13 protein-coding genes are annotated in these 13353 nt (G+C 68.3%); 11 read left to right on the top strand and 2 right to left on the bottom strand.

The window, feature by feature from the left end:
• Positions 1-8 precede the first annotated feature (8 nt).
• The 5 genes from BN2156_RS05010 (at position 9) to BN2156_RS04990 (ending at position 2162) form a co-directional block, all read left to right on the top strand.
• Positions 9-398, top strand: a complete 390-nt coding sequence (locus BN2156_RS05010; RefSeq protein ID WP_090510902.1) for a nitroreductase/quinone reductase family protein — start codon at positions 9-11, stop codon at positions 396-398.
• A gap of 1 nt (position 399) precedes the next feature.
• Positions 400-732 carry a TfoX/Sxy family protein gene (locus tag BN2156_RS05005; protein WP_090510899.1) on the top strand — a complete coding sequence of 111 codons (333 nt, stop codon included), beginning with the start codon at positions 400-402 and terminating at the stop codon, positions 730-732.
• Positions 733-801: 69 nt separating this feature from the next.
• Positions 802-1026, top strand: a complete 225-nt coding sequence (locus BN2156_RS05000) for a hypothetical protein (protein ID WP_090510896.1) — start codon at positions 802-804, stop codon at positions 1024-1026.
• Between the two features lie 12 nt (positions 1027-1038).
• Positions 1039-1911, top strand: a complete 873-nt coding sequence (locus BN2156_RS04995; protein WP_090510893.1) for an oxygenase MpaB family protein — start codon at positions 1039-1041, stop codon at positions 1909-1911.
• The gene (locus BN2156_RS04990) at positions 1911-2162 is read left to right on the top strand and encodes a hypothetical protein (RefSeq protein ID WP_090510891.1); all 252 of its coding nucleotides are present in this window, start codon (positions 1911-1913) and stop codon (positions 2160-2162) included. Before BN2156_RS04995 ends, BN2156_RS04990 begins: the two co-directional genes overlap by 1 nt.
• Here the strand turns inward: BN2156_RS04990 and BN2156_RS04985 are convergent.
• Positions 2130-2828: a DUF998 domain-containing protein gene (locus BN2156_RS04985; protein ID WP_090510888.1), complete on the bottom strand. Its 699-nt coding sequence runs from the start codon at positions 2826-2828 to the stop codon at positions 2130-2132. The two genes, BN2156_RS04990 and BN2156_RS04985, sit on opposite strands and share 33 nt — an antisense overlap.
• Before the next feature lie 55 nt (positions 2829-2883).
• On the opposite strand from BN2156_RS04985, the gene BN2156_RS04980 reads away from it, so the two are divergent.
• From BN2156_RS04980 to BN2156_RS04960, 5 genes are all read left to right on the top strand, one after another.
• Entirely contained in the window at positions 2884-3456 is a 573-nt protein-coding gene (locus BN2156_RS04980; RefSeq protein ID WP_090510886.1) for a hypothetical protein, read from the top strand.
• Between the two features lie 9 nt (positions 3457-3465).
• Positions 3466-4200, top strand: coding sequence for a DUF72 domain-containing protein (locus tag BN2156_RS04975; protein ID WP_090510884.1), 735 nt, complete (start codon positions 3466-3468; stop codon positions 4198-4200).
• A gap of 11 nt (positions 4201-4211) precedes the next feature.
• Entirely contained in the window at positions 4212-5429 is a 1218-nt protein-coding gene (locus BN2156_RS04970) for an NAD(P)/FAD-dependent oxidoreductase (RefSeq protein WP_090510881.1), read from the top strand.
• 151 nt (positions 5430-5580) lie between these two features.
• A complete protein-coding gene (locus BN2156_RS04965; protein WP_090510878.1) occupies positions 5581-6219 on the top strand; it encodes a hypothetical protein in 639 nt (212 codons plus the stop codon).
• Positions 6219-9347 carry a helicase HerA domain-containing protein gene (locus tag BN2156_RS04960; RefSeq protein ID WP_090510875.1) on the top strand — a complete coding sequence of 1043 codons (3129 nt, stop codon included), beginning with the start codon at positions 6219-6221 and terminating at the stop codon, positions 9345-9347. The genes BN2156_RS04965 and BN2156_RS04960 overlap by 1 nt, the downstream gene beginning before the upstream one ends.
• Here the strand turns inward: BN2156_RS04960 and BN2156_RS04955 are convergent.
• The gene (locus BN2156_RS04955; RefSeq protein ID WP_090510873.1) at positions 9344-10831 is read right to left on the bottom strand and encodes an acetyl-CoA acetyltransferase; all 1488 of its coding nucleotides are present in this window, start codon (positions 10829-10831) and stop codon (positions 9344-9346) included. The genes BN2156_RS04960 and BN2156_RS04955 overlap by 4 nt on opposite strands.
• Before the next feature lie 118 nt (positions 10832-10949).
• On the opposite strand from BN2156_RS04955, the gene BN2156_RS04950 reads away from it, so the two are divergent.
• Positions 10950-13319, top strand: a complete 2370-nt coding sequence (locus tag BN2156_RS04950) for a phosphoketolase family protein (protein WP_090515487.1) — start codon at positions 10950-10952, stop codon at positions 13317-13319.
• Positions 13320-13353: the final 34 nt, after the last annotated feature.

Raw genomic sequence — 13353 nt, 5'->3', positions numbered from 1 at the left:
GTGGCGCCATGGTGGATCTTCGTGATCTGAAGCGACGCATCGTCCATGGCGCCCAACGCCGCATCGTCAACCCGGTCGGGCGCCAGCTGCCCGTCACCATGCTGGAGACCGTCGGCCGCAAGTCCGGCCAACCACGGCACACCGCCGTCGGCGGCCGGGTGGTCGGCGATCAGTTCTGGATGGTCTCCGAGCACGGCGACCGATCCCACTACGTGCTCAACATCAAGGCCAATCCTGCTGTGCGGGTGCGGATCAACGGTCAGTGGCGGACCGGCACCGCGCACCTGCTGCCCGACGACGACCCGGTCGCACGGCTCAAGGAGCTGCCCACACTCAACAGCGCGGTGGTCCGTGCCGTGGGCAGCGACCTGCTCACCCTCCGCGTCGACCTCGACTGACATGGCCTTCGACCCGCACCTCGCCGACCGCATCCGCGAGTTGACGGCAACCGAGGCCGGACTCGACGAGAAACGCATGTTCGGCGGGCTGGCCTTCCTGATCAACGGAAACATGGCCATCGCGGCGACCCGGGAGGGCGGCCTGATGGTGCGAGTCTCCCGCGACGACGGCGAGAGGCTGATGGGGCGCGACCATGTCGAGCCGATGGTGATGGGCGGCCGGGAGATGCGCGGCTGGCTGCGGATCGCCGGCCCCGGCATCAAGACCAAGCGGCAACTCCAGACCTGGGTCCTCCGCGGTATCGATTTCGCCAAGGGGCTGCCACCCAAGTAGTTTTCGGGACGGCCGGATAGAATGACCGTTAACATAGAGCCCGCCTGACAATGACGGGGGCCCGCTCACATGTTGACCGCAGTACGCAAGATTCTCGGCTTCCAGATGACCATCGCCGAGTGGATCGGCACCGCGATCATCCTGGCGGTGCCCTACCTGCTCATCGGCCTGATCTGGTCACTCACCCACACCGGTCACCTGGCCGGAATGCACGGTGCCGACGCCGTGGTCTCCTTCCTGGGATCCATCGTGTCCTGGCCGGTCCTGCTGTTCACCAACGTGTGCATGAGCTGAGGAGGCCGGCGAATGTCTCTGGGCGGCACCACCCCCAACCGGATCACGATCACCCGACGCACCGCCCGCTGGTCCGACGAGGACGTCACCATCGCCGATGCGATGGACCTGTGGGGCTTCGCCGCCGGCGCGGCCAACGTGATCATGCAGCTGTCCTCGCCGGGCGTCGGCTACGGAGTCGTCGAGAGCACCGTGGATTCCGGCAACCTGCTCAAGCACCCGTGGAAGCGGGCCCGCACCACCCTCAGCTACCTGGCCGTGGCCATCCTCGGAAAACCCGAGGACCGGGCGGCGTTCCGCGATGCCGTCGACACCGCTCACCGGCAGGTCCGGTCCGGGCCGGGAAGTCCCGTGCAGTACAACGCCTTCGACCGTGACCTGCAACTGTGGGTGGCGGCCTGCCTGTTCGTCGGACTCGAGGACGTCTACCAACTGCTGCGTGGCGAGATGACCGAAACCCAGGCCGAGCAGTTCTACCAGTCCGCGGCCACCCTGGGCACCACACTGCAGGTCGACCCCGAGCAGTGGCCGGCGACGCGAGCCGACTTCGACACATACTGGGACGCCGCGTGCCGGCAAGTCCAGATGGACGACGTCGTCAGACGGTATCTGCACGATCTGGTCGACCTGCGGATGATCAACCCGTTGCTACGCATACCGTTTCGGCCGCTGCTGAAATTCCTGACCGCTGGATTCCTGGCCCCGGTGTTCCGTGACGCCGTCGGTTTCGGCTGGGGCCGCGGCCGGCAGCGGTTGTTCGAATGGCTGTTCCTGGCCGTGGCTTTCGGCAACCGTTTCCTGCCCGTGTTCGTCCGCCAGGGTGGCAGCTACCTGCTGCTGGCCGACGTGCGCCGGCGCGTGGCGGCCGACAAGGCGCTGATCTGATGGACCGGATCCGCCGGACCTTGAGCTACAAGCTCAGCGTCGAGCAGATGATCGAGACCCTGATGTGGCTGTCCCTGCCGTACCTGGTGATCGGCCTGGTCTGGACGTTCTTCCATCCCGAGCAGGTGCAGCTCATCGAGACCAGTCTGCTGACCAAGTTCCCGGCGGGTGCCAACCTGGTGGCTTTCGGTCAGGTGATGCTGCTGTGGCCCGTGCTGCTACTGGGCGCCGACGTGTGCGTGGCGATGTGAGCGCCACAGCCGTGCGGCCACGGCAGCGATGAACAGCCACAGCACCCCACCACTGATCCACGTCGGCACATAGTTGAACGCCTCGGTCTGCGCACCGGCGTTGAGACCCATATACGCGCCAACCGACGCCACGGCGACGCCGACCGCCACCGACAACACCGCCCAGACCCGATCGTCGCAGCGGGTGAAATATCTTGCCAGCGCGAAACATCCGCAGGTCGCGGCGAGGAAACCGAGCCCGCCGGCGGCGCCGTGGATCCTCGCCGAGGCACTGAGCCCGTCGACCCCCGGATAACCCTGGGGCGCACCCGGCGGGAAGCCGAATCCGGGATCGGTCGGGTTGAGTCCCACCACCACACCGGCCAGGAGCCCGTAGAGCACCACACAGACCCCGGCGACCCGCCCGGACCACACGCCTGAGGCCGCGCGCCACACCCCGGCCCCTAAGGCGATCAGCAACAGCCCGCAGACGATGAAGTTCGTCGTCTGAACCCAGCCCCAATCACCCAGAACCAGAAGGGAGTTGGCATGCCGGGCCGGGTCGAATCCGGGACGGGTGAGGGCCAGCGCGATAGAAACCGTGGTGATCAACAGGCCGCCCAACACCCCGGCGGCCAGCAATGCGTTGGTGAGCCGGGTAGCAGCTGGGCGTGCGTCGGGTGTCACGGAAACCCGACGCTACCGTCCGGGCGACCACGACGATTGGCTAGGGTCTTGCCTCGTGAAGGCTTGCCTCGTCGTCGTCGCCGCCGCAGCTGCGGCACTTGCCGGATGCGCGTCGGGAACCGTCGTCAACACCGACGACGCCGCATCGCCGCCGCCCACGAGCACCACTGCGCCGCCACCGGTGTTCGGCACCGCGCACCTGGTCAACGCCGCCGACTACCTGCTGGAGGTCAACGGCCGGAAGGGCTACTACTTCAGCACCCCGAGTGGACGCTGGCAGTGCGCGATCCTGCCCCGTGATCGCGCCGGCTGCCAACCGGCAGGCGGCGCCTCGGCGATGGCTGTGACGGGAGCCCCCGAGGAGGTGCCCGACGCGACCGGCGGGACCGCGGCACCGAATGCCCTTGTGCTCGACCGCGACACCGACGCGCACTTCGCCAACCTGGCCCAGCCCGAATTCGCGAACCCGGCCGCCGTCGCGCTGCCGTTCGGGAAGGTGCTGGCAGTAGCCGGATTCCGCTGCAACGTGCAGGAGCAGTCCGGGGTGTCGTGTGTGCGGGAGCTGACAGGCCGAGGTTTCACCTTCTCGGCCGAGGGCTACACCCTGCACTACACAGACGTCCCCTAGCGATGGAACATGATCAGGATCGGCACCTCGGGCTGGTCGTACGACCACTGGACCGGCGTGCTCTACCCTCGTGGCACCCCGGCCAGACAGAGGCTGTCCCACTACGTCGGCGAATTCGACACCGTCGAACTCAACGGCAGCTTCTACCGGTGGCCCGCTGACACCACGTTCACCGGGTGGCGCGACCAGATGCCCGACGGTTTCACCATGTCGGTCAAGGCACACCGGGGTCTGACCCACTACCGTCGGCTGCGCTCACCGGAGAGCTGGACACCGCGGTTCGAGGAGTACTGGAAACTGCTCGGCGCGCACAACGAGGCGCTCCTGGTCCAGCTGCATCCGGCCCTCGAGCGCGACGACGACCTGCTCGCCGGCTTCCTGTCCCAACTCCCCCGCCAGATCCGGGTGGCGATGGAGCTGCGCCACCCGTCCTGGCACGAGCAAGCGGTGTATGAGGTGCTGCGGCGCCACAACGCCGCGTATGTCGTGATGAGCGGGCCGGGACTGACCTGTGACCCGGTGGCCACCAGCGATCTGGTGTATGTCCGCATGCACGGCCCGGGCGACGACCGCCACCGGATGTACAGCGGCTCCTACACCGACGACGAGCTTGGCGAGTGGGCACGACAGATCCGGAACTGGGACCGCGACGGCCACCGCGTCATCGTCTACTTCAACAACGATCTCGGTGGTCATGCGGTACGCAACGGCCGAAAACTGAAGCAGCTGGTATTGGACGAGTAGGCTGAGTTGGCATGACTACGTCGTCCACATTCGCGATCGTCGGCGGCGGCCTGGCCGGAGCCAAAGCCGCTGAAGCTCTGCGGGACAACGACTTTGACGGTCATGTCGTGCTTTTCGCCGCCGAAGACCAGCTCCCCTACGAGCGTCCGCCGCTGTCCAAGGAGTACCTGGCCGGCAAGAAGAAGCTCGACGACTTCACCGTCGATCCGTCGCCCTGGTACCGCGACCACAACGTCGACCTGCGGCTGGGAACCGAAGTCACCGCAGTCAACGCCGCCGAACACACGCTCGCCCTGCCCGACGGCACCACCGTCGGTTACGACAAGCTACTGCTGGCCACCGGATCCGCCGCGCGCCGTCCGCCGATCCCCGGCTCCGACGCCGCGGGGGTGCATTATCTGCGCACGATCGACGACGCCGCGGCGCTGAGCGCGGCGCTGACGCCCGGCTCCACCCTGGCCATCGTGGGCGCCGGATGGATCGGGATGGAGGTCGCCGCCGGTGCGCGCGGCCGTGACGTGAACGTGACGGTCGTCGAGGCCGCACGCCTACCGCTGCTGGCCGCACTGGGCGCCGAAGTCGGTGAGGTATTCGCGCAACTGCACCGTGAGCATGGCGTCGATCTGCGGCTGGACCAGTCGGTGCAAGAGGTCACCGCCGAGAACGGCACCGCCACCGGACTGCGCCTCGGCGACGGCTCGGCCGTCGCTGCCGACGCCGTGCTGAGCGCGGCACCGAACATCGCGCTGGCCGAACAGGCCGGGCTGGCCATCGGAGACGGCGGCGTGCTCGTCGACGCCTCGCTGCGCACGAGCGACCCCGACATCTTCGCCGTCGGCGACATCGCCGCCGCCCAGCACCCCTCCTTGGGGGTGCGGATCCGCACCGAACACTGGGCCAACGCGCTCAAACAGCCCGCGGTGGCGGCTCTGGGGATGCTGGGCAAGAGCGCCGAATACGACGAACTGCCCTATTTCTTCACCGATCAGTACGACCTCGGCATGGAATACGTCGGACATGCGCCCGAATATCAGCGGGTGGTGTTCCGCGGTGACGTTGCTGGGCGCGAGTTCGTCGCGTTCTGGCTCGATGCCTCCAACCGGGTTCTGGCGGGCATGAACGTCAACGTGTGGGATGTCCTTGACGACGTCAAAGCGCTTATCCGATCGGCCGCCCCGGTCGATCCGGACGGCATCGCCGACCCGGCGCGGCCGCTGCCGACCGGGTAGCTGCGGGCCCTACATCCGCCCTGGTGGCGAAAACCGTGCGGCGCAACAACATTCTCGCGCGGTCAGGGGCACACGCTAACGTGCATGAGACACGTGCCGGTACCAACCCGCCCGCGTGCCATACCCACGACGGCAGGAAGGTGAGCATCCGGTGAATGTCGCGCCCGACGAGCTGACCGGCACCGAGCAGGCGGTCCTGCTGGTCCTGATGGCCGAGTCCCGCCCGGTGCCCAACGCCGAACTGGAGCGGCTCGGGCCCAAGCTCGACAAGCCGAAGCGCGACCGGCTCAACCGGCTGGGCCTGATCGAGTCCAGCGGTACCCGGCCCCTCGTCCATGAACTCACCGACGCGGGCTGGGCGCTGTGCCGGTCCCTGTTCGGTGCCGACGCGCCGGCCCGGTCCACGGGACAGGGCAAGGCCCTCTACACGGTGCTGCGCGCGCTGCACCGCTACTTCGATCATGCCGACCTTGTTCCCGCCGACGTGTTCCTGCCTGCCGACCAGGCCGCCCCGGCGCCGGCCGCCGAGGCGGCTCCCGAAGCCCAATTGCGTACCGCCTATGCCGGGCTGACAACCCGGCCCGGCGGCTGGGTGAGTCTGCTGCGGCTGCGCCAAGCCGTACCCGGGCTGCCCCGACCCACCGTCGACGCCGCGCTGATCAGCCTCTACCAGCAACCCGGCGTCAGCCTGATCCCCGAGGAGAACCAGAAGGTGCTCACCCACGCCGACCGCGAAGCCGCGGTGGAGATAGGCAATCAGGACAAACATCTGATCGCGATCGAGTCCTGATGGAGTTACAGCATCGCGAAGCGCTCAGCGCGCTTCGCCTGACCTGGGCGCCGACCGCCGACGACCTGTGGCACTCACAGGGCGCGCTGCACGTGCGGGGGCTGCACGACCGGCCGATGGCCGACGTGATGGCCGCCTTCGGCGATGCCGAACGGGAAACCGATTCCAGCCCACTGGGCGTGGTGGTGCGCGGCCCGGCCGGATCCGGCAAGACCCACCTGCTCGGCCAGGTGCGCGAGCAGGTCCAGACCGGCGGCGGTTTTTTCTTCCTCGTCGAACTGCTCGATGCGGCCAGCTTCTGGCAATCCGCCCGCGCCGGCATCCTGGAGAGCCTGGGCCGGCCTGGCACCGAGCGCGAAACCCAGCTCAAAGACCTGCTGTGGGAACTGTCCTCGGTGGCTCACATCTCCCGGGCCAGTCGCCGGGCCGTGATCGGCGACGACGACCTGACACCCGAGATCCTCAACGACTTCGTCAACGCGCTGCACAAGGTCCACCGTCACACCGTCAAGCGCGCGCACCACACCCTGCGCGCCCTCGTGCTGCTCGGTGCCGGTGACCTCGAACTGCAGGACATCGGCGAGGCATTTCTGACCGGCAGCGGCGAACGCGAGGCGTGGGGCCTGCCCGCGCCGGTACTGACACCACAGGAGTCGGTGCGCGACATCTCCAGGCTGATCGCGCTGGCCGGGCCATCGATCCTGGCCCTCGACCAGATCGACACACTGCTGGCCCAATCCACCGAGCGCACCGACACGGCGGGCACCGACCCCGGCAACCGCGACCTCGAGCACATCGCGCACGGGCTGATGTCGATCCGGCAGACCATGCGCCGCACCGTGGGCGTGGTGGCCTGCCTGCCCGCGGCCTGGGAGGCGATCCAGGACCGGGCCACGGCCACCGTCCAGGACCGCTTCCGCACCACCGCGCTGCTGCAGGGCCTGCCGACGCCGGAGATCGGCCGCGCGATCCTGGAACGACGGTTCACCGCGAGCTACGCATCCATCGGATTCACCGCGCCGTACCCGAGCTGGCCGATCCTGCCCTCGGCGTTCGACGAGGCGACCCAGTACACGCCGCGCCAGCTGCTCAAACGCGCCGACACCCACGTGCGACGCTGCCTGGAACGCGACACGATCGAGGAGCTCTCCCAGCTCACCGGCGAGGTCGCCGATACGCACGACACCGCCACCGGAGGCGCCGCCCCGGGAGACACCGGCGAACTGGACCGCCGCTTCGGCGAATACCGGCGCCGCGCGGTGACGGTCGCCGCGCTCGACCCCGACGGCGAGGACACCACGATGCCCGGGCTGCTGTCGGCAGCGCTGGACGCGTGGATCACCGAGCTCGGCGAGGCCGGGCAGGCGTTTCGCCCCGATCCGCTGCCCGGTCAACGGGTGGTGCTGCACGGGCGGCTTCGCCAGACCCTCGATGCCGCCACCGACGACGAGCGGCACTGGGCCTTCCGCGCCATCTCGTCCGGCAATGCCGTCGCCGTGCAGAACAGGATCCGGAAAGCCTGGGAAGCAACGGGTTTCAACCCGGACCGGCGCCGGCTGTTCCTGCTGCGCAACACCGCGTGGCCGAAGGGCGCCAAAACCGCCCTGATGATCGCCGAGTTCGAGGCGGCCGGCGGCCGGGTGCTGCCGATGAGCGAGGACGACGTGCGCACGATGACGGCGTTGCGCGATCTCATCGACGACAACCACCCCGACCTGCCCGAGTGGCTGCGCCGGCGCCGCCCCGCCCACGGGATCGGCTGGCTGCGTGCCGCACTCGGCGACATCGCCGGCGATCCCCCGCCCCCGGCCCAGATCGATGTGGACGCCGAGCTCGCGACCGGACCGATACGTGTCCAGAAGCCCGAGCCGGCGATCGAGCACTCGCCCACCGCGATAACCCTCGGCCTGGACAACCCCGGCGGGCGCCCCGTATCGGTCGACCTGGCCGCGCTGCGCAAGCACACCGCGATCTTCGCCGGCTCGGGGTCCGGAAAAACCGTGCTCATCCGGCGGCTGATCGAGGAGTGCGCACTGCGGGGCGTGTCGTCGATCGTGCTGGACCCCAACAACGACCTGTCCCGGCTCGGTGCCCGCTGGCCCGAGAATCCCCCGGGATGGCACCTCGCCGACAATGACCGCGCCGAGGAGTACTCCGACAACACCGAGGTCGTGGTGTGGACCCCGCGCCGGTCGACCGGCCGGCCGCTGTCCTTCCAGCCGCTCCCCGACTTCGCCAGTGTCATCGATGACGACGACGAGTTCGCCGACGCGGTCGAATCCGCCGTCGCCGCACTGGAACCGCGCGCCCTGATCGCCGGAAACACCGCCAAGGCCGAGCGGTCCCGCGCGGTGCTGCGCGAGGCGCTGCGGTTCTACGGCGCCACCTCCCAAGCCACCCTCGGCGGCTTCATCGACCTGCTCAGCAACCTGCCCAACGAGGTCAGCGCACTGGGCGGGGCACAGAAACTGGCCGCCGAACTGGCCCAGAACCTGCGCGCCGCAACCGTCAACGATCCACTGTTCGGCGGCAGCGGTACCGCCGCCGATCCCGGGATGCTGCTGACACCGTCACCGGGCTACCGGGCCCGGGTGTCGGTGATCAGCATGGTCGGTCTGACCAGCGATCAGCAGCGCGAAGGGTTCGTCAACCAGCTCCAGATGGCGCTGTTCGCCTGGATCAAGCGCAACCCGGCCGGCGACCGGCCACTGGGCGGGCTGCTCGTGATGGACGAGGCGCAGAACTTCGCCCCGTCCAGCCACACGACTGCGTGCACGCACAGCACGCTGGCGCTGTCCTCGCAGGCCCGGAAGTACGGGCTGGGACTGGTTTTCGCCACGCAATCCCCGCGCGGACTGCACAACCACATCCCGGGCAATGCCACCACGCAGTTCTACGGCCTGCTCAACTCTCCCGCCCAGATCGCGGTGGCCCGCGAGATGGCCCGGGTGAAGGGCGGCCACGTACCCGACATCAGCAAGCTGCGTTCAGGGCAGTTCTACCTGGCCTTGGAGGGCAACGCCTTTCACAAGATCCAGACGCCTTGGTGCCTGTCACACCATCCGCCCAGCCCACCCACGACCGACGAGGTTCTCGCACTGGCACAGCGGGAGTTGGCGGCGCGCTAGAGCAGGGACGCGCTGCCGTCGGCGTGCACCTGCACCTTCGCCCCGGCGATGTCTTCGGACATGGTCGCCGCGGCCTGTGACTCATCCACGATCCGGGCCAGCGTCCGGCCGTCCTGGGGGGTGCGCACAGCCAGGAAGGCCCGCTCGGCGGTGCCGTCGCGACCGACCGGCGTGGTCCACGACTCCACGGTGCCGGTGCCCGTGAAATCCACCTGCAGCGCCCGCGTCGGCTCAGCATCGACCTCGGGTTGCACATCCTGCCAACGGAATTCATGGGGCGGCGGCTCGGTGCCGTACACCCCGAAACTGTGCTTGGTGAGGTATCCGCCATTGGCGGTGATCAGCCCGCGGGTCCCGGGATGGGCCACGAGTTGCTCGGCCATGGTGGCGATCGAGTGGGACACGTAATTGTTCCACGGCCCACCCGCGAACGTCAGCCCGCCGGTCACCGTCAACGGTCGTGACGGATCGGCCGGCGGCAGACCGATCTCGGCCGCCGCCACCTGCACCGCCGACGGGAAGCAGGAGTACACGTCGACGAAGTCGACCTCGTCCGCGCCCACACCCGCCAGTTCCAGGACCCGGCGCCCGGCGATCCGGATCGCCGGCGAACGGTAGAACTCGGCCCGCTCACCGATCGCGTAGGTATCGTGCGAATCCGTCCCGGCATACGGGAAAACCCAACGGTCAGAGGGAATCTGCAGATACGTTGCCTTCTCGACGGTGGTCAGGATCAGCACCGCGCCCTGATCCACCATGTTGTTGGAGTTCATCAACTTCGTGTAGGGCCAACTGATCATCCGGTTGTCGGGGCCGGGCTGCCAGATCTGATCGGCCGCAACGGCCTCCCGGCTCCAGGCGTGCGGGTTGCCGACCGCCACCTCGCTGAACCGCGACCACAATTCGCCGATCCGCTTGCGGTGGTCCTCGCTGGCCTCGCCGGCGGCGATCCGCAATGCCTGTTCGAACATCGGATACACGTAGGCCGGGCGGTCCAGTTTGATCCGGATCTCGGCCTCACCGGCCATCGGAACACCGTCATGGGCACCCGGGGCCTCCGGCACGGAGTCGTCCTGCCGGGTCCAGTCCGGTTTGTTCCCGGCCGCGCGCAGCCGGCTGCGGGTGCGCCACGTCTCGGCGCCGGCGATGAGCACCACCTCGGCTCGGCCGCCCTGCAGATCGAGGCAGGCCTCGTTGACGAGCGTCTGGGGCACGTTGCCGCCCACCCCGGTGTAACGCGTCGTGGCCTCGGCCGCCCGGATACGTTGCGCCAAAAGCAAACCCGGGTCCCGGTAATGCCAGGACAGCAGATTGACGATCCGTACCGAGTCGACGGCCTCCAGCACCCGCGGATCCGCGGCGGCCCGCGCCGCGGCGACCATGAGATCGACCGGTTCGACGTCGGGCCTCTCCTCCCGCTGGTTGACCTGGCCGTAGCCGACCAGTACCGGAGTTCGCGGGTCGAGAGTTCTCGGGGCGGTCATGCCCACGAACCTAGCCGACGCGGTAGGCGCAACACTTCGCGTGGCGTTGGTAGACCGGTATCGATTCGGGTACCCGGATCGCGGGCGCCATTCACCGACACCGGCCACTATGGAGAACATGACCGACGCGACCGTATCCCCGGCCCTGACCGACACGGAGCTCGAGCAGCTCAACGCCTACTGGCGGGCGGCGAACTACCTGTCGGTCGGCCAGATCTATCTCCTGGACAACCCATTGCTCGCCGAGCCCCTGGCCGCCGAGCACGTCAAACCGCGACTGCTGGGCCACTGGGGCACCACCCCGGGATTGAATCTGCTGTACGCCCACCTGAACCGGATCATCCGCGAGCGAGACGCGAACATCATCTACGTCACCGGCCCGGGCCACGGCGGTCCGGGCCTGGTGGCCAACGCCTACCTGGAAGGCACCTACAGCGAGGTCTACACCGGTATCGGGCAGGACACCGACGGCCTGCGGAAACTGTTCCGCCAGTTCTCGTTTCCCGGCGGCATTCCCAGCCACGTGGCCGCCGAGACCCCCGGCTCCATCCATGAAGGTGGTGAGCTCGGTTACGCCCTGGTGCACGCCTACGGCGCGGCGTTCGACAATCCGGACCTCGTGGTGGCCTGTGTGGTCGGCGACGGAGAGGCCGAAACCGGTCCGCTGGCCGCCAGCTGGCACTCCAACAAGTTCCTCAACCCGGTGGTCGACGGTGCGGTGCTGCCGATCCTGCACCTCAACGGCTACAAGATCGCCAATCCCACGGTCCTGTCCCGTATTCCGCAAGAAGAGCTCGAATCGCTGCTGTACGGCTACGGGTACCGCCCCATCACCGTGGCAGGTGACGATCCGGCCAACGTGCACCAGCAACTGGCCGCGGCCATGGACGAGGCGTTCGACCAGATCGCGGCGATCCAGCGGGCGGCCCGCCTCGACGGTGAACCGGGCCGTCCGCTGTGGCCGATGATCATCCTGCGCACCCCGAAAGGCTGGACCGGCCCGCACGAGGTCGACGGAAAGCCTGTGGAAGGCACCTGGCGCTCGCATCAGGTGCCGCTGTCGGAGACCCGGACCAACCCGTCGCACATGGCCCAGCTCGAGGCATGGCTGCGCAGCTACCGGCCCGAGGAACTGTTCGACGCCACCGGGGCGCTGCGGCCCGACCTGCGCGCGCTGGCACCCTCAGGGCCCCGGCGGATGAGCGCCAATCCCCATGCCAACGGCGGATTACTGCTGCGTGACCTCGACCTGCCGGACTTCACCGACTACGCGGTCACCGTCGAGCGCCCCGCCACGGGAACCGCCGAAGCGACCAGGGTGCTCGGCACGTACCTGCGGGATGTCATCGCCGACAATCCCGACCGCTTCCGGTTGATGGGGCCAGACGAGACCGCCTCGAACCGCCTGTCCGCAGTGTTCGAGAAGACCGACAAGGCGTGGCAGGCCGAGATCCTGCCCGTCGACGAGAACCTGGGACCCGACGGCCGGGTGATGGAAGTGCTCTCCGAGCACCTGTGCCAGGGCTGGCTGGAGGGCTATCTGCTGACCGGACGGCACGGGTTGTTCAGCTGCTACGAGGCGTTCGTCCACATCGTCGACTCCATGATGAACCAGCACGCCAAATGGCTGTTCAGCAGCTCGCACCTGACGTGGCGCCGGCCGATCGCTTCCCTGAACTATCTGCTGACGTCGCACGTGTGGCGGCAGGACCACAACGGCGCGTCACATCAGGATCCTGGCTTCATCGACCACGTCGCCAACAAGCGCCCCGAGGTGGTGCGCGTGTACCTGCCGCCGGATGCCAACACCCTGCTGTCGGTGGCCGACCACTGCCTGCGCAGCCGCCAGTACGTCAACGTCATCGTGGCGGGTAAGCAACCGGCCTTGACCTACCTGACGATGGACGAGGCCATCGCGCACTGCACCCGCGGGTTGGGGATCTGGGAGTGGGCGAGCAACACCACCGGCGAGCCGGACGTCGTGCTTGCCTGCGCAGGCGACATCCCGACGCTGGAGACGCTGGCGGCGGCCGACATCCTGCGCCGCCGGCTACCCGACGTGAAAGTCCGGGTGGTCAACGTCGTCGACATCATGCGGCTGCAGCCCGAGTCCGAACACCCGCACGGGCTGTCCGAGAGCGAGTTCGATTCGACCTTCACCACGGACAAACCGGTCATCTTCGCCTATCACGGCTACCCGTGGCTGATCCACCGGCTGGCCTACCGGCACGCCAACCATGACCAGCTGCACGTACGCGGGTTCAAAGAGCGCGGCACGACGACCACACCATTCGACATGGTGATGCTCAACGACCTCGACCGGTTCCACCTGGTCATGGACGTGATCGACCGGGTCGAAGGGCTGGCGGTCAGCGCCGCCGGGCTGCGGCAGGAGATGGTCGATGCCCGGCTCGCCGCCCGCAGCTACACCCGCGAACACGGCGAGGACGATCCAGCCATCACCAACTGGACCTGGGAAGATCTGTGACCTGGGTAATTGCGCCGCGCCGGTACGATTAGCG

Source organism: Mycolicibacterium neworleansense (genome assembly GCF_001245615.1).
GTDB classification, from domain to species: domain Bacteria; phylum Actinomycetota; class Actinomycetes; order Mycobacteriales; family Mycobacteriaceae; genus Mycobacterium; species Mycobacterium neworleansense.
This window is presented reverse-complemented; position numbering and strand designations above follow the sequence as displayed.